Here is an 18,270-nt window from a genome sequence, read left to right on the forward strand (position 1 = left end):
AAAAAGATGACTCCCGTACAGTACAGGAATCATCTCCTTGAATCAGCATAAGTTTTTTTATTATTGTCCTTTACAAGGGGTACAGATTAGTTCGGCTCTTCCTTTTTTGTTACATAGAATTCAAAGCTGTTTTCGGAACGAATAGCTCGTGATGGCGTAGTCCATCTTGTCTTTATAAAAGCGATGCGCCTCGGTCCTTGCCAGTCCGGACTCGAGGGCGACATATTTGGCACCACTGTCGCGTGCGTATTCATGAATGAAGTGAAGCAACATCTCGCCATATCCCTTCGAGCGATGGTTCACGCACGTCACGAGGTCGTAAATGAAGACGTGTTTCTCGAGATATAGATTGACGCGGAGCTCAATCCCCGCAAGCGAGACGATGACATCGTCGGCGTATAACGCATATAGTTCATACCCTTGTGGTCGCATGGCGGCGACGAGATCGCGATAGGCGTCGAGCGTCAAGTCGGTGCGCAGTTGATTCATGACTGGGAACGATTCATCGAGTTCGTGTGGCGACTCGATTGGTTTGATGGAATAGATGGTCGATGGAATGGGAATCATGCCTCCTTGAGGGGGGTGTTATATGTAGATTTCGCTTTCGTAAGTCAGGATTCCTTTCCTTACTTATAAACGGACAGAAGGGACAGATATATCGTGAAACATGCGTTAGTGATCGGCGGCAGCGGGATGCTGGCGGGGACGGTCCTTTGGTTGGAAGAGGTTGGCTATCACGTGTCCATCATCGGACGGGATGCCGAGAAAATGAGCCGATTGACCGAACAAACACCCGACCGACTGTCTGCCGTATTGGTCGACTATCGGGACGACTTGCGTCTCAAGGAAGCGCTGCGAAGTTCGATTGCGGATCATGGAGATTTCGACTTGGTCGTTGCCTGGGTTCATTCGGACGCAGCTGACGCCTTAACGTGTGTGTTGTCAGCACTACGAGGGGGAACGGACGTGTTCCATGTTCTCGGTAGTCGCGCCAACTCGAGCGGTGTGAGAAACGGGCTGACGATCACTGAAGACGTCCGTTATCACCAAGTGCAACTCGGTTTTCAAGTCGTGAAGGGGGAGAGCCGCTGGTTGACGCATAAAGAGATTGCCGGAGGCGTGATCGAGGCGATTCAAGGGAAGGAACCTCTCCATTTAGTCGGAAATGTAACGAGATGAAACGATTAACAATAATAAACTGAAGTGATAAAAGGTCGAACGATACATATGAAAATGCTCTTCGGGCAACCTAGATAGAGTATCATCTAGAGCGATTTAGATAAGAAATTGAATTGGGTTAACTCTGTGATGGACTTGATTCTGTATCCAAATGGAAATTCTGAGTTTGCGTATAATGGGCTTGGATAGACGTTACAGACAGCAGTCGTGATGGAGAATCGAAACGGCTAAATGTGGGGTAAAATCGATATGATGACACAAAAAACCTTGAATGCGCACTTTTATTAAGTGTCGATCATTCAAGGTTTTATTATCAGGTATTTCTCAACTAGTCGACGATGCCTTCGCAACGATTTTATCAACGAGCGTGTTACAATTTTCTTGATTCACCTCATAAAACGTATCCTCATACGTCAATGACACGTGTTTACCGCTTTGAAGCTCATACTGTTCTAGTAGCGGACGAATCCGGTCATGGACGACTTGTGCGGCTTTTTGTGACGTGTAGGGGAAGATGATGGCGAACGTATCGACTGCGATCCGATACTTGTGATCGGTTCGTCTTGTTGCCATATGGAGCTCGTCACTGAAATAATTCAAGAACCATTCATATTCAGTTCGTCCGTAATGTTCCTTGAAACGAGCGAAGTCATTCAAGTGAATGAACGAGACTGAGAATGAGCCACCGTGGCGAATGAGACGGTCTCGTTCCGCACTCAAGTCCATCCGAAATCGCTCGGTATTATCAAGCCACGTCTCAGGATCGACGGCTACGAGCTGTCTGGCCCGCTCCTCTAACTCGAGCCGTGACAGTTGGGCGTGCTTCACGAGTTGATGAACGAGACCAGACAGAATAGACATGACGAGAAGCAGAATCGTAAAACTGATGCCTCTGCCGTTAAAAAACTGAACGTTTCCTGCTTCGTAAATGGACGCGAACCATCGGAAATAGATGAATAAAAAGAGGAGGAGCGTGACAGACAGAGTCAGCCCAGCTCGCATCCCGAAGATGAGAGAAGAGAGTATGATGGTGGGTAAAATCAAGTAGCCGAGAAGACCGGTGTTACTTTCAGACAAAAGGATGGTATAAGCCATCGTACCGACAATCATACAAGCGATGAGACCGAACAAATAAATCGATTCATTAGTCCATTGCTTCATGTTCACCCCTCCATCTGTCTTGAATCGGCTCACGATGAGCCACCTCTTCAATTACCCGCTATATATGCGGAATAACCAATCAAAGATGTCCGTCACCTTCATTATAAAACATTAGACTGGAACGACGAGCTCGTTTTTCGAATCGGAGCGAGTGCGTTCTTCGGGATTAAGTAAACGACACCACCGACACAGATGCCGGTGGTGTCGTCAGTTATGTGGCAAAGGTGGTCTGGCCATCGTGAATCAACGTGCCGATCGATTCGCTTCATCGCGCCCGTCACTTCAAAGTCGAACACATGGATCGGATGATTGTCTCTGGCGAGGAGGAGTGACGAGTGATCCATCGCCTATGCGATGCCGTTATATGTGATCGGACGCGACGCCGATTATGAAGTCGCACAAGGCATGTTAAACGGTTTGCCTGAATCTGAGTTAAGGTTATTAGAAGCAACGTGGCATCAACTCATTCGTGAACAAACGATGCTCGCAACGACTAGCAAGCTGGTGATTGCGGAACAGGCATCGCATGCCATTCAATTAGATCGTCCGGATGTCATTGTTGCTGTGGTAGAAGAACACATTGATCAGATGACTCAAGCGATACAATAAGCCGATTGAGAGGATGGTCTCAATCGGCTCTTTCTGTTGTTTCGCCAACACTATAACCGCATTAGGATGCTTCCTCCTCGTGTGGAGCTGACGTATACAAAGCTTGTCTCGATCGCTCTAGTACAACCCGTACTGTGACCAAGCCGACGAGTAAGAAGGCGAGGGAGAAGGCGACATACGTCGAGCGAATCCCGACATACTCAGCGAGGAGACCGATGCCGAACGTCAACCCGATAATCAAGACGGACTCCGCTACGTTGATCACCCCCGAGAAACGGCCCATCAGGTCGGTCGGGACATTGTTTTGATAGAACGACAAGAAGCCGGTGTTCGCGAACGACAAGGCGAATGTGAGCAGGAAGAATCCGACCGCTGCGACCACGAATGACTCGGAGAAGGCGAAGACGAGATAGCCGACAGGTGTTAGGATGGCACCGAAACTGATTAGGAACGGTAACGTCAGCCGGGCACTGAACGTCGCGTTGATGATCGAACCAGCGATAATCCCGGCTCCGGCAACACTGACGAGAAAACCGTAGCGACTCTCAGAGAAGTTGAGCACTTGCGTCGCGAACGACGCCTCGAGCGAGTCGAGCCCCGACATGAAAATCGTCATGACGCAGAATAGGCCATAGACGAGTGTCACGTAACGCATGGTCGATGCGAATCGGACGACCGTTTTCCAATCATCGAGAATCATGTGCAGGTTGAACACTTCAACTTCGTCGCGGGCCGTGAACAACTTCGGTAGTAGGGAGAGGATTCCGACAGACACGAGCAACGCCAGCGCGTTCAATTGTATCGCGAGCGCGGGTGTACCGATCATGAACAACAATCCCGCGATGGCCGGGCCTAAGATGAATCCGGCCGATTGGACGAAATTTTTCATGGCGTTGAACCGTTGCCGGTCACCGATCGGGACGAGCTTCGTCATATAGACGAGGGAGGCCGATTCGAAGACGGAGCTCGCGATATTCAATCCAAACACGAGCACATAGAGGAGCGCGAGTGAATCGGTGAAAGCGAGACTGAAGACGACGACGGCACGGAGCGCATCGAGCCACATCATCAAGCGGCGCGTGTCGGTGCGGTCGATGACCGAGCCTGACCAAACATTCGCGCATAGGGCCGCGAGCGGGACGAGGATGTAGAGGACCGACACGGCGAACGGCGATTGCGTCATCTCGAGGACGATTAAGTTGAGGGCGATGAAATACACCCAGGCGCCGAGGTTCGAGATGCCGACGCCAGTTAGTAAGAGTAAAGTGTGTTTCCAAGTATTCATCGCAATCGTCCCCGTTCAAAGTAGATTTTGAACAGTATGTCACAAAAATGATTGATATACCAGATAAATCCAATCCACTTCAATTTTTTATGAATTTGATTATCCGGCTTGCTCGCTTTCCATAGATTGGACAAAGAGGCTGCGATATACTTTTTGACAGAGCCAGATGGCTCTAGAAATGATTGTTGCAAGCCGAGCAGGTGACTTAACGCGCTGTACCAGCGAAGTAGACTGTGATGGCCTTAGGCACATCCTCGAGCGGTCCTGTCAATTGGACGACATGATTTAGATGATAGAACGTGCTCGTCGTCTCGACATCGTCGAAGCGATTCGTGGCGTCATGGACGAACACGGGAACACCAGCACCGAGGGCAATCCCGAGCTCGATATGGCTGCTGTTGCCGGCCGGCAGTAAAATGATGACGAAGTCCGAAGCCTTGATCGTCTCGAACTCACTCGTGCCGATGGCTCGCAAGTTTTCAAGTGTCGTGGCACGGTCGTTCGTCGTCCAGTCATATGTATGCGCGTGACCTTGCGAGAGTAGGCGATCACGCAGCGCTCTCACTCGTTCGATGTTGGCGAAGCTTGAGCCGATATAGAAGTTCATATGAGTCCTCCTAGCATATGTCATGTCGAGTGATTCATGTTGATGGCAATAACTTACCACAAGATATACAGGGAAATGAGTCCAAGCATCAAGAGTATGCCGATACCAACGAAAATGGACTTGGATCGATGCCATCCTCGATATTTGGAAAGATGCACTGTTAATCCGATTGAAGAGGTTATCAACAATATCATCGTTCCAAGTATCCACACGAATCCTGGCCCAATCCAATTCGGGGAGAACAAAACGTAAACGATGGATATGAAAAGGCTCGTGCCGCTAATCATCACCGCTTGAAAACGACGCGTCACATGACTTCCGTTCATTGTTTGACTCGATCGAATCGTGTCACCGCTACTTCATGAACGATAAGCAACAAAATCGCGATGAAAAAGATTAGCAATGCGACGTATTCCGGATTGACGTTCAGGAAGTAATTGAGCCCGAACAGTGGCGTCACGAATATGATATAGAGCGGATACTGAATCGCAAACAAGGCGTCCAACACCACGATGTCATACATATATGTTTCGAAGCTATTTAATGTGAAGACAGTGACGCTTGCGAACAAAATAGCCATGATGAACAGTTTGGCGGCACGGTTTCGAAGTAAACACGTCCCAAGCATGCAAACGAGCAGTAAGCCGGATGCGAAAGCATGAATTGGGTGAATCTCTGCATCAGGAAACATGAAGGATGGAATCAGGTTCACGATGAACGCGAGTATATAGACCGATGACAAGATGACGAGGCATTTCTTTGAATTAGCCATTTCTGAACCCCTTTCTTGATGAGGGTTATATTTACATTTACTTACAAGTGTAATTTTACACTAAAGGGATAGTGTGTCAAGATGAACAGGTGGAGTTAGACCAAAAAAGAAAGGTGGAACAACAATGACAAAAGAGGAATTGAAAGCACTATTGCCGATAGAAGAGGTCGAAATCAAACTCGAAGATGTGGAAGGATTGCCGCGCTTCGCATTCGTTAACGAGCGTGAACGTTTCGAGGAAGTACAGGAGGAGTATCAGGACGACGAGGAGCCATGGCCGGACGGGCTTTATATCATCGGGTATGAGGACTTTTTAGGGGACCCCATTTGTGTGAACATCGAGTCGAATCACGCCATCATCGTCAGTCATGAGACGTTCGAAGTGGATGAGATGTTGTCGACTTCCGTCAAGGATTGGTTACGGTAAGGTGGGCGAGCCATTGTTTGAGCAACAAGTCATCATTTCATCCTTAGGTGAGGAGGAAATGAAGCGTCAGATGTTCACGATAGTCGGTGCTTCAAAAAAAAGCAACGCTGTTAACGAGGGCCGACGCTGCACAACTTCGTGCTTTACAAGAAACCGATTTGCGGTTCATCCGCGTTGGTTACGACAGCGTTGGGAGTTGGTTAGCGATCGATTTAGGCAATGGGGAGCTATTTTTTTGTAACGACGAATACAGACCGAGTGATGTGATTCGCACACCGATTGAAACGGTTATGAACTGGGCCCCGACGACAGAGCGACTATTGCTCTTGACGCAACGTTTAAAGCGCGGAGAGTTGTCTGAACAAGAACTTCCTCGAAAACGTTATACCCCGACGTTCGAAGAGATGATCAAATGGGTTTTGTATGTGAAGGAGGGCTTAGTGACGCGGGAAGACGTATCCGATTGGGCCGGACGTGTGCTTCAGCAGTCAGATGACGACCTCATTGTGGGCATGACGACTGATTCACTTGTCTGGTTAAACGGGATCGATTTACCCGACGGAGACAGCGGTTACTTACATGATGAATCGGATCTGGATGAATGGGTCTTGCAACTTGAAAGGAAGATTGATGAGCTTTAGTAAGTTGGAGTCGTAAAAAACGTCCAAACCACACACATCATATGAATCGTCGCAAGTGTATAAAGGACAGCGAGTAAACCGAATAGGCGCGGGTTGTCACGATTCTTGAAATAGCGAATCGTGTATTCTGAAATGATTGCGCTAGTGAGTGGAATCACGGAGAACATCATGAGGAAGGGCAAATACATGAAAGTCTCGAGGTCGATGAGCGCAACGATGAAATGGTCTTGATCGATCAGGACAGTCTCTATATACAAATACTGACGAATGAGGATATAAATCCATGCCACAAACGATAAAATGCCTAGCAGATGAATGCGCAAATTACATTCTCCTTCTTGTTATAAATTGGATATTGATTGAAATGATTAGGCTCATCAGCATAAGGTGTGGTTGACGCATAAAATCCATCAGATTTTGAATTGAACATAGAAAAAAAGCGAAAACCCCGGTATCGTAATTGTTGCCTAGACAAACCACGATTGGAGTTTTCGCTTTGTCCCAACAGTTTATCAAATTACTTCTTCCACTTCCAGACCTTTTTCAGATCCAGATGTCTTCAGACGAAGAACCGAACGTTTTCCCGGTCATCCCGGATCGACACGACATCCCTTGCCCGCTTTGCCAGAGAAAGACAGTCCTGCATTCGAAAAGGCGACGTCGCTTCCGACACGGTCACGCATGGAACGTCGGTATACTCTGGATTGAGCTGGATGTCCCACGTCAAAGATGCTTCTCTTGTGATTTGACGTTCGTGTATGACTACGGTCTCGGGCTCGTCCGCACCTCCACCGAGGTGTTCCGGAAAGGCATCGCAGAACGTTGCCACGGTAGGACGATCTCAGATGTAGCGCGTGAATAGGGATTACCTTACACGACGGTGGAACGATGGTTTTATCGGTACGCCTCAGTAGAGACAGAGAAGCTCGGCAGCTTCGTCTCGCCGAGACGGCTGACGCCCTCCCACAGATTTTGAGAGAGGCCGAAATGGCCTCCTGGACGTATATCGAATTTCTAAGTGCCATCACGAACCATGAACGCGCCAAACGAGACGCTAAAAGTTTGGAGAGACGAATGAAGTGGGCCCGATTCCCGTTCATCAAACCCCTCTCGGAGTTCAATTTGGAGGAACAGACCGCACTAACCGCCCGACAGCTGAAGCAGTTGAAACAGCTCAACTGGCTCGAACAACAGTACAACCTGATCCTCTTGGGCCCTCCGGGCGTTGGAAAGACGTTTTTGGCTGTGGGGCTAGGGATCGAGGCGGTCAACCACGGGTTTAAGGTATACTTCGTCACGATGGGCGAGCTCGTCCAACTGTTAAAAAGTGAAGAGTTTTCAAGCAAGTCGAAGATCCAGTTAAAAAGGTTGCGAGATTCGGATTTGGTCATCATCGATGACTTGATGTACATGGCGATGGACCAACGAGAAGCCAATCTCTTCTTCCATCTTGTCAATCACCTTTATGAGCGCAGCTCGATCATCCTGACCTCGAACAAAAGCCCCGATCAATGGGGCGAATTGATCGGGGACCAGGGCATCACGACTGCGATACTGGACCGCTTACTCCATCGCGTCGAAATCATACATAGTGATGACGACAGTCATCGGATGAGGAACCGGAAATCATTGTTTTCGGCAGAAGTGTAAAAGGCAAACGAGCAAAAAGTGTCAAATTCAACTTGACGTCTACAGTGCCCTACTATGTATTTCAGAAAAGAGCTTTCCAGTTGGCTGGAAAGCTCTTTTCGTTACTCTTTTACGCGCATCAGCCGCAAGCTGTTGAGTGCAACCAGAAGGGTAGCGCCCATATCCGACATGATGGCGATCCACAGGGTCAGCCAACCCGGAATGACCAATAGCAGCGCAATCACTTTGATGCCGATGGCGAACGTAATGTTCGCTTTGATGATATTCAGGGATTTCCGGCTCAATTTCACCGTGAATGGCAGCTTGCTCAAATCGTCGCCCATCAAAGCGACATCCGCCGTTTCCAAAGCTGTATCCGTTCCGGCTCCGCCCATGGCAATCCCGACCGTAGAAGCGGCGAGTGCCGGCGCGTCGTTCACGCCGTCTCCAATCATCGCCACCTTGCCGTACTCGGCCCGTAAGCGTTTGATGACATTCAATTTGTCCTCCGGCATCAGCTCGGCCTGGATTTCGGTGACGCCGACCTCTCGGCCGATGGCCTGACCGGTCGCTTTGTTGTCACCCGTCAGCATGATCGTCTTCTTGATGCCCATGTCGTGCAGCTTCTGGATGACTTCCTTGCTGGAGTCCCGGACTTCATCGGCCACGGCGATGACCGCCAGGATGTTTTGTTCCGTTCCGATGATCATGGCCGTCTTGCCCTGATTTTGAAGAGCTGTGACATTTTGTTCCAAGTTCTTATCCGCACTTGCGGCGCCCAGCTCGTTGAAGAGGATCGGGCTGCCGATATAGTACGTGGTTCCTTCGACGGTTCCTTTAATCCCTTTGCCGGTAATGGATGAGAAGTCCTCGACCAAGACCGAAGAATAAGAAATATTTTCTGCATCCGCTTTTTTCATGATGGCCGAAGCAAGGGGATGCTGTGAGCGGTACTCCAGTGCTGTGACGATAGAAAGCAGCTCTTTTTCACTGATTCCCTTGTTCAGCACTTCAAAGTCCGTGACAACCGGAACCCCTTTGGTCAAGGTGCCGGTCTTGTCAAACGCGATGGCTTTCAGCGCGCCCATTTCTTCCAAATACACGCCGCCTTTTACCAAAACGCCTTTTTTCGCTGCGTTCCCGATAGCAGATACAATCGAAATCGGAGTCGAAATGACCAAAGCACACGGGCATCCTACGACTAGCACAGCCAATCCTTGGTAGACCCAGGTTTCCCAGCTGGCATCAAACAGAAGGGGAGGAACGATGGCTACAAGCGCAGCAACGACCATGATAATCGGTGTATAATATTTGGCAAATTTATCGACAAACGCCTGCGAAGGAGCCCGTTCGCCTTGTGCTTCCTCAACCAGGTGGATGATTTTCGCAATGGTTGTGTCTTCAACCAACTTCGTGACTTTGACTTCGAGCAAGCCTTCTTCATTCAGCGTGCCCGCGAAGACGTCATCGTTCACCGTTTTGGCGACCGGCACGGATTCCCCGGTGATCGCCGCCTGATTGACCGCCGAATACCCGTTGGTCACCGTGCCGTCCATCGCAATCTTCTGTCCCGGTCTGACAATCATGGTGTCGCCCACCACAATGTCGTCTACCGAAATTAACTGTTCTTGGCCATTCCGCCGGACCAGTGCCTCTTTCGGAGCGATGTCCATCAACGAACGGATGGATTGTCTCGCCCGGTCCATGGAATAGCGTTCCAGTGCTTCACTGATCGCAAAGAGGATGACCACGATGGCCGCTTCCGCCCATTCCCCGATAAAGGCTGCCCCGATGACCGCAACGGTCATGAGGGTCTTCATGTCGAAATCCAGGCGAATCAGGTTCTGGAAGCCGACTTTGAAGAGCGAGTACCCGCCAATGACAATCGCCGCCACAAACAGGAGCGACGTCATCAGGTTGTCTTCGCCATTGACGAACTGGGAAATGTAGCCGAACACGATCAAGAGGGTGGAGTAGAGCAAGGTGCTGTGCTTTTGGTAGAACGGCACTTTCTTCTCTGTTCGAGCTGGCGCTGTTTCGGTTCCGGTATTCGTGATAGCTGGACGTCCTGTAATTTCAGGCGCCACCTTCAAGTTTTCAAACGCACCGGCTTTCTCCAATTCGTCGATGGTCGCTGCCCCGTAAACGGAAATTTTTGAAGCCCCGAAGTTCACTTTGGCATCCTGGACACCGGGGATCTGCTTGACGTTGTTCTCAAACTTCCCGGCGCAGTTCGCGCATGTAAAGCCTTCGACCCGGAAGACATTTTTGTCTTCGACGGTCACTTCAGGAGCCGCCTGGCGTTTCGGTTTTTCCGGTGCGACCTTCAAATTCTCGAAAGCGCCGGCTTTTTCCAGTTCCTCGACCGTCGCCTCGCCGTAGACCGCAATTTTCGAAGCCCCAAAGTTCACTTTGGCATCCTGGACACCGGGAATCTGTTTGACGTTCTTCTCGAATTTCCCGGCGCAATTCGCACACGAAAAGCCCTCAACCCGGTAGACCGTTTTGTCTTCTGTTTCCTTCGTTTTTTCAACCAACGGAAACAACCTCCTTCTGATGGATGAAGGCCACTTGCACCAAGTGTTTCACATGCGCGTCATCCAGTGAGTAGTAGACCAACTTGCCTTCCTTGCTGTATTTCGCCAACCCCATATTATTCAGTAGTCGCAGGTGGTAGGAGGCGGTTGCGGTAGATGAACCGATGATATTCGCAACGTCACACACACACAGTTTGTCCTCCAGCGATAAGGCGTAGGCGATCTTGATACGCGTATCGTCCGACAACGCCTTGAAGATCTTCGCCACTTCCAATGGATTTTGTTCAGACAGTTGCTGCTGGACTCTTTCCACCTTTTCTTCATCTACACAGACCACATCACAAATCTCTTTTGCCATTTTCATTCACTCCTTTTTCTCACTTCTGTTTACTCATTCGTTTTTTCAAGTAAGTGATTTTCTTCTATATAAAACAAAGAGTGCAAAGAATGACTTCAACTCACCAATCCCCAAAGGAATCGGAAAGTCCCATTCTCCGCCATAATCAAGATGCCGAGCCCGATGAAGACAGTCGGCACAATCCATCGTTCCCAATTTTCTATCGTTTCAGAAATCGTTTTAACGGCTGCCAACCGGTAACTGAGGTAACACAAGACGGCGACCAGGATGGCAAAGACAACCAGCATCACCACAGTTTCACTTGGATTCAAGGTTGAAAAGTAGGGTATGTAGACGCCAATGTTGTCGCCGCCAGCCGCCAGGGTAATGACTGTAATGGTGACAAACAAGCGATTGGGGTTTCCGGAAGACAAACGGGACAGGAGATTCTCTTCGTCGTCCTCGTCTTCTTCTCGCTTCCAGACCCGGATGCCCAGGTAAATCGGAATGAGCCCTAGCAAGCCCACCCAGTGGGACGGCACAAGCGTCAGGCTGTACGCAGCCAACAGGCTGACGCCCACCAAGATGGCTGTTCCTAGGTATTGTCCGATGACAATGGATTTTAACTGGCCTTTTTTCATCGTTTGTGAAAACAGGATCAGCAAAATAATGACGTAATCAATGCTGGTCGCCACATAAGCGGCAACCGCGGTAAAAATCGTGGTTAACAGCACCCTCATCTCCTTTACGGATATCCTAGTGTGAAGTGATACCCTCTGATAGTTATAAATTCAAACAAACGTTTGATTAATGCAAGTGTACAAAGATTTCGCTAGATTGTCAATTATATATTCAAATGATTGTTTTAATGTTTGGGCATGCTTGTTAGATTGAACAGGGAGCGACAAGTGGCAAGGCAAATTGAAATTTAGTATGGCCAATGCCTGCATGTCTTGTTAAGCATTCTATCTTTAGAAGAGCTGAAAATGGTATAGAAGAACAATGTGGAGTAGTTGATTGATAAATCATGATAGGAAAGAGGGATAATATGGATAAAAACAATAAGAAGAAACAGTCCGGAATGAAGTTCGCAGTTCTCCTGACACTATTGGCGGTTGGCATTTTAGCAGCAATCGTCGTGCTCACAAACCAGCAATCTGCTTCACCCGTGGAAACAGGAGAAGTAGATATTACGGGCCAGCCAACGCTTGGTGAAAGTGATGCACCGGTCACGGTCGTGGAATTCGGGGATTTCAAATGCCCGTCCTGTAAAGCTTGGGGAGAAATGGTATATCCGCAGCTGGTGGCGGACTATGTCGAGACGGGGGATGTGAAGTTCTCCTACATCAATGTCCTGTTCCATGGCAATGAATCGATGATCGGCTCTTTGGCGTCGGAAGCAGTCTATGAACAAAGTCCGAACGATTACTGGGATTTCCACAAAGCTCTATTTGCGGAACAGCCGGCAGTTGAAAATCACGATGCCCCTTGGCTGACACAGGAAAAAACGGTGGAAGTGGCTTCCCAATTCCCGGCCATTGACCTGGAACAGCTGAAGGAAGACATGGAAAAGCAAACGGCCATGGACAAAGTCAAAACAGATGAAGCGTTGGTGGAAGAACACGGGGTAGCGATGACACCAACGATCGTGGTCAATGGACAGACGCTGGAAGATCCGTTTGATTACGATGCCATCAAAGCATTGATCGATGAAGCGTTAGCGGAGGAAAACTAATGAACGAAACCCATAAAGTATCGGATAAAAGGGGCTTCTTGCTGTACGGAGCTTGGTTCGTCTCGTTGATTGCAACGCTCGGCAGCCTGTACTTCAGTGAAATCAAGGGGTTTATCCCGTGTGACCTGTGCTGGTTTCAGCGGATTTTCATGTATCCGCTTGTGTTGATTTTAGGGATCGCGACGTTCCAGAACGATTGGAAGGTTGTCCGCTATGCCCTGCCCTTATCAGTTATCGGGGGAAGCATCTCGGTCCTGCATTACATGGAACAAAAGATTCCGGGGTTCGGTGGTCTCCGGCCATGTGTAAGCAGCGTTCCCTGTAGCGCAGAGTATATCAATTGGTTTGGGTTCATCACCATCCCCTTCCTCGCATTTATCGCTTTCCTCTTAATCAGTGTGGCGATGGTAATTCTAGTAATGAAGAATAGAGCGAACTGACGGATCGCCCCTAACAATCTATCACGGACTGTCATTTTTACAGAAAGCGGCGATAGGGCAGTTAAGGAACTATACACGTCAATCATCTAAAAGGAGACTGTTCTATGGCTGAAGTAAGTTTATTGCTGGCGTTCGGCGCCGGATTGTTATCGTTCCTCTCGCCTTGCGCGCTTCCACTGTACCCGGCTTTTTTGTCCTACATCACTGGTGTTTCGGTCAATGAGCTGAAAACCGGAAAAGGGGCGATGAAAAAGAGCGCGTTGATCCATACGGTGCTTTTTTTGGTCGGGTTTTCCATCATCTTTCTGGCGCTCGGGTTGTCCACTTCGTTCATCGGCTCTTTCTTTTTTGAGAACGCCGACCTGCTGCGCCAGCTGGGTGCCATCTTGATGGTGTTTTTCGGCTTGGTGCTGACCGGTGTCCTGAAATTCGACTTCCTGCTTTCGGATAAGAAAGTCCATTTTCAAAAACGGCCATCGGGCTATACCGGCTCCGTGGTAATTGGGCTGGGCTTCGCCGCCGGATGGACGCCGTGTACCGGCCCCATCCTGGCCGCGGTGATAGCGATGGGGATCGCCGATCCGAGCCGCGGGCTCTTGTATATGCTGTTTTACGTCCTCGGCTTTGCCATTCCGTTCCTCTTGATGTCGTTCTTCATCGAGAAGATGACTTTCCTAAAGAAACGGAGTGCGCAGTTCATGTCGATCGGCGGAGGCTTGATGGTCATCATGGGTCTCATGTTGTATTTCGATATGATGACGGACGTCATCGCTTACCTGTCGCAGTTCACGGGTGGGTTCACTGGATTTTAATAGACCGGACTTATAATATTTAGAAAGGCGTGACGCTATATGACTGCGAAAAAGAATAAAAAGAAGAACCGTTTGATAATGAGGACAAGCATTTTGCTTGTCCTGGCAGGGGCTATAATCTTTACCATCTACAACGGATTAACAAAAGAGAAAAACGAATTGCTGCAAGTTGGAGATTGGGCACCCGATTTTGCTTTGACGGATTTGAATGGGGAACGGCATCAGCTGTCTGAGTACAAAGGGCAGGGGGTGTTCGTGAACTTTTGGGGTACTTGGTGCAAACCGTGCGAAAAAGAGTTCCCGCTGATGGAAAAGCAGTACCAAGTATACAAGGACCAAGGTGTAGAGATACTCGCTGTCAATATTGCGCAATCCGATTTTGAAGTGAGACAATTTGCTGAACAGCGAAATTTAACGTTCCCGATTGTTATCGATAAGGACAAAAGTGTTATGGAAGCCTATAATATTCGTCCATTGCCCACTACATTGTTGGTCAATCAAGAGGGGAAAATCGAGAAAATCATTACGGGTGAAATGTCCGAAGAGGATATTGCGAGTTATATGGAACAGATCAAACCGAGCTGATACAACTGAGTTCCCCAGAATAGTGCGAGCCACGTATTTTGAAAATTGATGCAAGGAAAAAACGAGAAAAAGACATTTCTTTAAAGTTGACTAAACCACAAGAAAAGCAATGTCAGGTGTAGAAAATTTATAAATAAAAATCAGGCAAAGATCCTCCACCGGACCGATTGGAAGGATTATTCCTTTTGGGTCAATTGTAGAGGGAATGGATTACCTGTTTTGAAATCAAGATATCTGCACAAAAAGTCGAAACTTTTTCGTTAAGCTATAAGAGGTTGATACTTATGGAAAGTATAGAAAATTGACATATTCGGAGGGCATCTACATGAAAAAAAAGAGAATGGGCATAGCGGTACTGTCGGCTTTGCTTTTGCTGGCAGGATGCAGCAACGATACAGCGGATTCATTTGAAGTTCCATTTGAAGGAGAACTGAGACACGTCCACGGTATGGGCTATGCAGGAGGTGGGAACGATTTGTATTTTGCATCACACAGCGGTCCAAAAATTTATCGCGATGGCGAATGGTTTGAAACAGCGGATAATTTTTTCGATTATATGGGCTTTAACGCTGTAGATGAAGGCTTTTATTCTTCGGGACACCCGAGCGCAGATTCGGATTTGCCCAATCCGCTTGGGATTCAGCGGAGTACAGATGGCGGAGAAACCTTGGAAGAGATTGCATTTCAAGGAGAAACGGACTTTCATGCGATGGCTGTAGGGTACACCAGCCATGATATTTTCCTGCTCAATCCAGCAAAAAACTCCTTGCTCGAAGCAGGGTTCTACAAAAGTAACGATATAGGAGAATCGTGGGAGCCGGTCAAAGCTTCAGGATTAGAAGGAGAAGTGATGGCGCTCGCCCTTCATCCGACAGATTCGAACTTCGTTGCTGCAGCTACTTCTACAGGTGTGTATTTCTCACGTGATGGCGGCGAAAATTTTGAGGCGATTACATCGGAAAATGAAACAGGCACAGCGGTGCATTTCACCGAAGACCAGTTGTATTTCGGAAGCTACGGGACAGCGGCGGCTTTGGTGAAGTATACTATGGAAAATGAAGAACTGAAGACGGTGAACATACCGGATCTTCCGCAAGATGCCATCGCTTTTATTGCACAAAATCCGACTGATGAAAGGGAACTGGCGATCTACTCACTCCAGGGCAATGCTTACTTGTCGGAAGACGGATCACAGACCTGGAAAACGCTGCTGGAAGAGGGAAAAACCAAGTAGAAACCAGCTAGCCGTTTGAAAGACGAACCGAATCCAACAGCTTTCGGCAGCAGTCTTTGTCTTGATTGCTGCTAACCAATCGACTTAAAGAGGGATGCCATGTTAAACAGGCTTGCATTGAAAATAGGTTTGCTGTTTTTTGTGTTTATTATCATCATTGAATCGGTTTTGTTTCTAACCCTGTACGTTACTTTTGTCAATGAACGGGTGGATGAAGTCATGACCAACCTGCTTGCAAGAGGGAACACCCACAGCGAAGTATTGGAAGACAGTTTTGAACCGGCGACATTGAACCATGTGGCGTTGATGGAATCGGCCTCCGATTTCATCGTCATCATCACGGATGCAGATGGCAACGAATTGACCCATTCCGATCTGATTGAACCTGAAATGAGGGAAGTGTTGGAACACACCGATTTTGATGAGGTTCTGCAGGGAGGGAAGGTCGTGGAAGAGCGATGGGACAAAAAAGAGTTTATTGCGACGGACAGCCCAATCACCATTGAAGGAGAACATAGAGGCCACGTGTTCATGTTTGCGGAAACCAATCATATCAAAGGGATGGTCAGTCATTTGCGAAACCAATTCCTGATTGTTGGCCTGATTGCTGTCGGGTTGACCGTCATCACAATTTTTCTGCTATCCCGATTGATTACGTTGCCGTTGATTCGGATGAAAGAAGCGACGGAACAGTTAAGCGAAGGGCACCACGAGGTCAGCCTGAATATTGGCCGAAACGATGAGTTGGGAGAGCTGGCGAACGCCATCACTGCTCTATCCAGTGACTTGGAACATTTAAAAAATGAGCGGAATGAATTTTTGGCGAGTATTTCGCACGAGTTGCGGACGCCGTTGACCTATATCAAAGGATATGCCGATATCGCGAGCCGGCCGGATGCATCCGAGGAAGAGAAAAAGGAATACATTGGCATCATCCGGGAAGAGACGGCCCATTTGACGGAATTGATCCGGCAGCTGTTTGAGCTGGCTCAGATGGATCATAACCAGTTCGCCATTCAAAAAGAGGAATTTTCACTGGAGATGCTTTTTGCATCCGTCGTTGCCTTGGTTCGGCCAGCTTTTGACGAGAAACAGATTTCATTGGCTGTCCATTGTGAACATGAGATTGTCGCCTTCATTGATCCCGAACGTTTTCAGCAGGTATTGCTGAATGTCTTGGACAACGCCCGCAAGCATTCTCCTGAAGGAACACAAGTGGTATTACAGGGAGTCCAAGATAAAGGTACCATCACCATAAGCATCCGTGATGAAGGAGAGGGCATACCGGAAAAAGATCTTCCTTTTGTCTTTGAACAATTGTATCGGGTCGATAAATCCAGATCCAGACAGTACGGAGGAAGCGGTCTTGGCCTGGCGATTGCGAAAGAAATCGTCGAATCGCACGGTGGTCTCATGACGCTTCAAAGTGAGTACGGACAAGGGACAACCGTCCTGATAGAATTGAAAAGGGGGGATTCGCTTGCAGAAAGTGCTGTTGGTTGATGATGAACAACGAATGCTGGATTTAGTGGCTTTATATTTGAAGCCGCATCAGTACCTCTGTAAAAAAGCACTGGGAGCTCATGAAGCCCTCGACTATTTGGAATCGGAACCTTTCGATCTCGTCTTACTGGATATCATGATGCCGGAAATGGATGGCTGGGAACTGTGCCGCGAAATCCGGAAATTTTCGGATGTGCCAATCATTATGCTGACGGCGCGGGAACAACAGGAGGATATTGTTAAGGGATTGAATATCGGGGCGGATGATTACATCACAAAGCCGTTTAATGAAGATGAGTTGCTGGCCCGGATGGGGGCGCTGCTTCGCAGGAGAACTCCGAAAAATACCATTGAAGTGGACGGTTTGGTGTGGGACGAAGACCGGTTTGAACTTACGTACGGCAAACATATCATCAAATTGACGCCAAAAGAATTTCTGATGGTGGGCCACCTGATGAAGAATGCCGACAAAGTGTTTACGAGGGAGCAGCTGATCCAGTTAATTTGGGGATTCGACTCAGAGACGGAAGGGCGGACCATCGATTCGCATGTGCGAAATGTTCGGGAAAAAATCCGCCAGTCCGGTTTTCCGGTCGATGATCATTTTCTCACGGTTTGGGGAATCGGCTACAAATGGATCCATGAAGCAGAATGATGCTTGATAAAAGAAAAGGTCCGTCGGAAAATATTGATATGCTCCCCAATAGGTAGACAGATGAAATAACAAATCTGTTTATCTGATTGGGGAGTGTTTTTTATGGCGAGAAGTCGGCATTC

General features: G+C 48.4%; 22 protein-coding genes. 13 read left to right on the forward strand and 9 right to left on the reverse strand.

The window, feature by feature from the left end; genetic code table 11:
- Positions 1–120 precede the first annotated feature (120 nt).
- Positions 121–567, reverse strand: a complete 447-nt coding sequence (locus KNP02_RS14285; protein ID WP_029595529.1) for a GNAT family N-acetyltransferase — start codon at positions 565–567, stop codon at positions 121–123.
- Between the two features lie 93 nt (positions 568–660).
- On the opposite strand from KNP02_RS14285, the gene KNP02_RS14290 reads away from it, so the two are divergent.
- Entirely contained in the window at positions 661–1,179 is a 519-nt protein-coding gene (locus KNP02_RS14290; protein WP_131472540.1) for a Rossmann-fold NAD(P)-binding domain-containing protein, read from the forward strand.
- Between the two features lie 324 nt (positions 1,180–1,503).
- Here the strand turns inward: KNP02_RS14290 and KNP02_RS14295 are convergent, their stop codons facing one another.
- Entirely contained in the window at positions 1,504–2,340 is an 837-nt protein-coding gene (locus KNP02_RS14295) for a GGDEF domain-containing protein (RefSeq protein WP_214710148.1), read from the reverse strand.
- A 366-nt stretch (positions 2,341–2,706) separates the two neighbouring features.
- Here KNP02_RS14295 and KNP02_RS14300 point away from each other — a divergent pair, with 366 nt between their 5' ends.
- Positions 2,707–2,949 carry a hypothetical protein gene (locus tag KNP02_RS14300; RefSeq protein ID WP_125318014.1) on the forward strand — a complete coding sequence of 81 codons (243 nt, stop codon included), beginning with the start codon at positions 2,707–2,709 and terminating at the stop codon, positions 2,947–2,949.
- 61 nt (positions 2,950–3,010) lie between these two features.
- On the opposite strand, the gene KNP02_RS14305 is transcribed toward KNP02_RS14300, so the two are convergent.
- From KNP02_RS14305 to KNP02_RS14315, 3 genes are all read right to left on the reverse strand, one after another.
- Positions 3,011–4,234 carry an MFS transporter gene (locus KNP02_RS14305; RefSeq protein WP_214710152.1) on the reverse strand — a complete coding sequence of 408 codons (1,224 nt, stop codon included), beginning with the start codon at positions 4,232–4,234 and terminating at the stop codon, positions 3,011–3,013.
- Between the two features lie 205 nt (positions 4,235–4,439).
- Positions 4,440–4,841, reverse strand: coding sequence for a group-specific protein (locus KNP02_RS14310; RefSeq protein ID WP_214710154.1), 402 nt, complete (start codon positions 4,839–4,841; stop codon positions 4,440–4,442).
- 322 nt (positions 4,842–5,163) lie between these two features.
- Positions 5,164–5,613, reverse strand: coding sequence for a hypothetical protein (locus KNP02_RS14315; protein ID WP_214710156.1), 450 nt, complete (start codon positions 5,611–5,613; stop codon positions 5,164–5,166).
- Between the two features lie 124 nt (positions 5,614–5,737).
- Between KNP02_RS14315 and KNP02_RS14320 the strand changes: the two genes are divergently transcribed.
- Both KNP02_RS14320 and KNP02_RS14325 read left to right on the forward strand, forming a co-directional pair.
- The gene (locus KNP02_RS14320) at positions 5,738–6,040 is read left to right on the forward strand and encodes a hypothetical protein (protein WP_214710158.1); all 303 of its coding nucleotides are present in this window, start codon (positions 5,738–5,740) and stop codon (positions 6,038–6,040) included.
- An 86-nt stretch (positions 6,041–6,126) separates the two neighbouring features.
- Positions 6,127–6,681: a hypothetical protein gene (locus KNP02_RS14325; RefSeq protein ID WP_214710160.1), complete on the forward strand. Its 555-nt coding sequence runs from the start codon at positions 6,127–6,129 to the stop codon at positions 6,679–6,681.
- On the opposite strand, the gene KNP02_RS14330 is transcribed toward KNP02_RS14325, so the two are convergent.
- Positions 6,678–7,004: a hypothetical protein gene (locus KNP02_RS14330; RefSeq protein ID WP_214710163.1), complete on the reverse strand. Its 327-nt coding sequence runs from the start codon at positions 7,002–7,004 to the stop codon at positions 6,678–6,680. The genes KNP02_RS14325 and KNP02_RS14330 overlap by 4 nt on opposite strands.
- Before the next feature lie 173 nt (positions 7,005–7,177).
- On the opposite strand from KNP02_RS14330, the gene KNP02_RS14335 reads away from it, so the two are divergent.
- Together KNP02_RS14335 and istB are read left to right on the forward strand one after the other, a co-directional pair.
- Complete coding sequence (locus KNP02_RS14335; protein ID WP_214751566.1) at positions 7,178–7,543, forward strand: hypothetical protein; 366 nt, start codon at positions 7,178–7,180, stop codon at positions 7,541–7,543.
- Positions 7,544–7,569: 26 nt separating this feature from the next.
- Positions 7,570–8,331 (forward strand): IS21-like element helper ATPase IstB, encoded by a 762-nt coding sequence (istB, locus tag KNP02_RS14340; RefSeq protein ID WP_034782046.1) that lies wholly within the window; start codon positions 7,570–7,572, stop codon positions 8,329–8,331.
- 101 nt (positions 8,332–8,432) lie between these two features.
- Here the strand turns inward: istB and KNP02_RS14345 are convergent, their stop codons facing one another.
- From KNP02_RS14345 to KNP02_RS14355, 3 genes are all read right to left on the reverse strand, one after another.
- Entirely contained in the window at positions 8,433–10,847 is a 2,415-nt protein-coding gene (locus KNP02_RS14345) for a heavy metal translocating P-type ATPase (RefSeq protein ID WP_214710165.1), read from the reverse strand.
- Entirely contained in the window at positions 10,840–11,205 is a 366-nt protein-coding gene (locus KNP02_RS14350; RefSeq protein ID WP_029595499.1) for an ArsR/SmtB family transcription factor, read from the reverse strand. The genes KNP02_RS14345 and KNP02_RS14350 overlap by 8 nt, the downstream gene beginning before the upstream one ends.
- Before the next feature lie 95 nt (positions 11,206–11,300).
- Positions 11,301–11,915, reverse strand: a complete 615-nt coding sequence (locus tag KNP02_RS14355; RefSeq protein ID WP_214710171.1) for a CadD family cadmium resistance transporter — start codon at positions 11,913–11,915, stop codon at positions 11,301–11,303.
- Between the two features lie 317 nt (positions 11,916–12,232).
- On the opposite strand from KNP02_RS14355, the gene KNP02_RS14360 reads away from it, so the two are divergent.
- The 7 genes from KNP02_RS14360 to KNP02_RS14390 all read left to right on the forward strand — a co-directional run bounded on the left by KNP02_RS14360 (position 12,233) and on the right by KNP02_RS14390 (position 18,148).
- Entirely contained in the window at positions 12,233–12,919 is a 687-nt protein-coding gene (locus KNP02_RS14360) for a DsbA family protein (protein WP_128124347.1), read from the forward strand.
- Positions 12,919–13,359 carry a disulfide oxidoreductase gene (locus KNP02_RS14365; protein WP_114167382.1) on the forward strand — a complete coding sequence of 147 codons (441 nt, stop codon included), beginning with the start codon at positions 12,919–12,921 and terminating at the stop codon, positions 13,357–13,359. The genes KNP02_RS14360 and KNP02_RS14365 overlap by 1 nt, the downstream gene beginning before the upstream one ends.
- A 104-nt stretch (positions 13,360–13,463) precedes the next feature.
- Positions 13,464–14,171 (forward strand): cytochrome c biogenesis CcdA family protein, encoded by a 708-nt coding sequence (locus tag KNP02_RS14370; RefSeq protein ID WP_114167383.1) that lies wholly within the window; start codon positions 13,464–13,466, stop codon positions 14,169–14,171.
- 39 nt (positions 14,172–14,210) lie between these two features.
- Positions 14,211–14,756 carry a thiol-disulfide oxidoreductase ResA gene (gene resA, locus KNP02_RS14375; RefSeq protein WP_214710167.1) on the forward strand — a complete coding sequence of 182 codons (546 nt, stop codon included), beginning with the start codon at positions 14,211–14,213 and terminating at the stop codon, positions 14,754–14,756.
- Positions 14,757–15,081: 325 nt separating this feature from the next.
- Complete coding sequence (locus KNP02_RS14380; protein ID WP_114167384.1) at positions 15,082–15,990, forward strand: F510_1955 family glycosylhydrolase; 909 nt, start codon at positions 15,082–15,084, stop codon at positions 15,988–15,990.
- A gap of 99 nt (positions 15,991–16,089) precedes the next feature.
- Positions 16,090–17,493, forward strand: coding sequence for a sensor histidine kinase (locus tag KNP02_RS14385; RefSeq protein ID WP_214710169.1), 1,404 nt, complete (start codon positions 16,090–16,092; stop codon positions 17,491–17,493).
- A complete protein-coding gene (locus tag KNP02_RS14390) occupies positions 17,471–18,148 on the forward strand; it encodes a response regulator transcription factor (RefSeq protein ID WP_029595517.1) in 678 nt (225 codons plus the stop codon). The genes KNP02_RS14385 and KNP02_RS14390 overlap by 23 nt, the downstream gene beginning before the upstream one ends.
- The last annotated feature ends 122 nt before the right edge of the window (positions 18,149–18,270 follow it).

The sequence above is a fragment of the Exiguobacterium sp. s40 genome (assembly GCF_018617905.1).
Classification (GTDB): Bacteria; Bacillota; Bacilli; order Exiguobacteriales; family Exiguobacteriaceae; genus Exiguobacterium; species Exiguobacterium mexicanum_A.

Excerpts from the sequence above, each read along its gene's own strand:
- KNP02_RS14365 (WP_114167382.1), top strand. The coding sequence starts at position 12,919 with ATGAACGAAACCCATAAAGTATCGGATAAAAGGGGCTTCTTGCTGTAC.
- KNP02_RS14350 (WP_029595499.1), bottom strand. The coding sequence starts at position 11,205 with ATGGCAAAAGAGATTTGTGATGTGGTCTGTGTAGATGAAGAAAAGGTG.
- KNP02_RS14380 (WP_114167384.1), top strand. The coding sequence starts at position 15,082 with ATGAAAAAAAAGAGAATGGGCATAGCGGTACTGTCGGCTTTGCTTTTG.
- KNP02_RS14385 (WP_214710169.1), top strand. The coding sequence starts at position 16,090 with ATGTTAAACAGGCTTGCATTGAAAATAGGTTTGCTGTTTTTTGTGTTT.
- KNP02_RS14310 (WP_214710154.1), bottom strand. The coding sequence starts at position 4,841 with ATGAACTTCTATATCGGCTCAAGCTTCGCCAACATCGAACGAGTGAGA.
- istB (WP_034782046.1), top strand. The coding sequence starts at position 7,570 with ATGGTTTTATCGGTACGCCTCAGTAGAGACAGAGAAGCTCGGCAGCTT.
- KNP02_RS14320 (WP_214710158.1), top strand. The coding sequence starts at position 5,738 with ATGACAAAAGAGGAATTGAAAGCACTATTGCCGATAGAAGAGGTCGAA.
- KNP02_RS14295 (WP_214710148.1), bottom strand. The coding sequence starts at position 2,340 with ATGAAGCAATGGACTAATGAATCGATTTATTTGTTCGGTCTCATCGCT.
- KNP02_RS14370 (WP_114167383.1), top strand. The coding sequence starts at position 13,464 with ATGGCTGAAGTAAGTTTATTGCTGGCGTTCGGCGCCGGATTGTTATCG.
- KNP02_RS14360 (WP_128124347.1), top strand. The coding sequence starts at position 12,233 with ATGGATAAAAACAATAAGAAGAAACAGTCCGGAATGAAGTTCGCAGTT.
- KNP02_RS14305 (WP_214710152.1), bottom strand. The coding sequence starts at position 4,234 with ATGAATACTTGGAAACACACTTTACTCTTACTAACTGGCGTCGGCATC.
- resA (WP_214710167.1), top strand. The coding sequence starts at position 14,211 with ATGACTGCGAAAAAGAATAAAAAGAAGAACCGTTTGATAATGAGGACA.
- KNP02_RS14315 (WP_214710156.1), bottom strand. The coding sequence starts at position 5,613 with ATGGCTAATTCAAAGAAATGCCTCGTCATCTTGTCATCGGTCTATATA.
- KNP02_RS14285 (WP_029595529.1), bottom strand. The coding sequence starts at position 567 with ATGATTCCCATTCCATCGACCATCTATTCCATCAAACCAATCGAGTCG.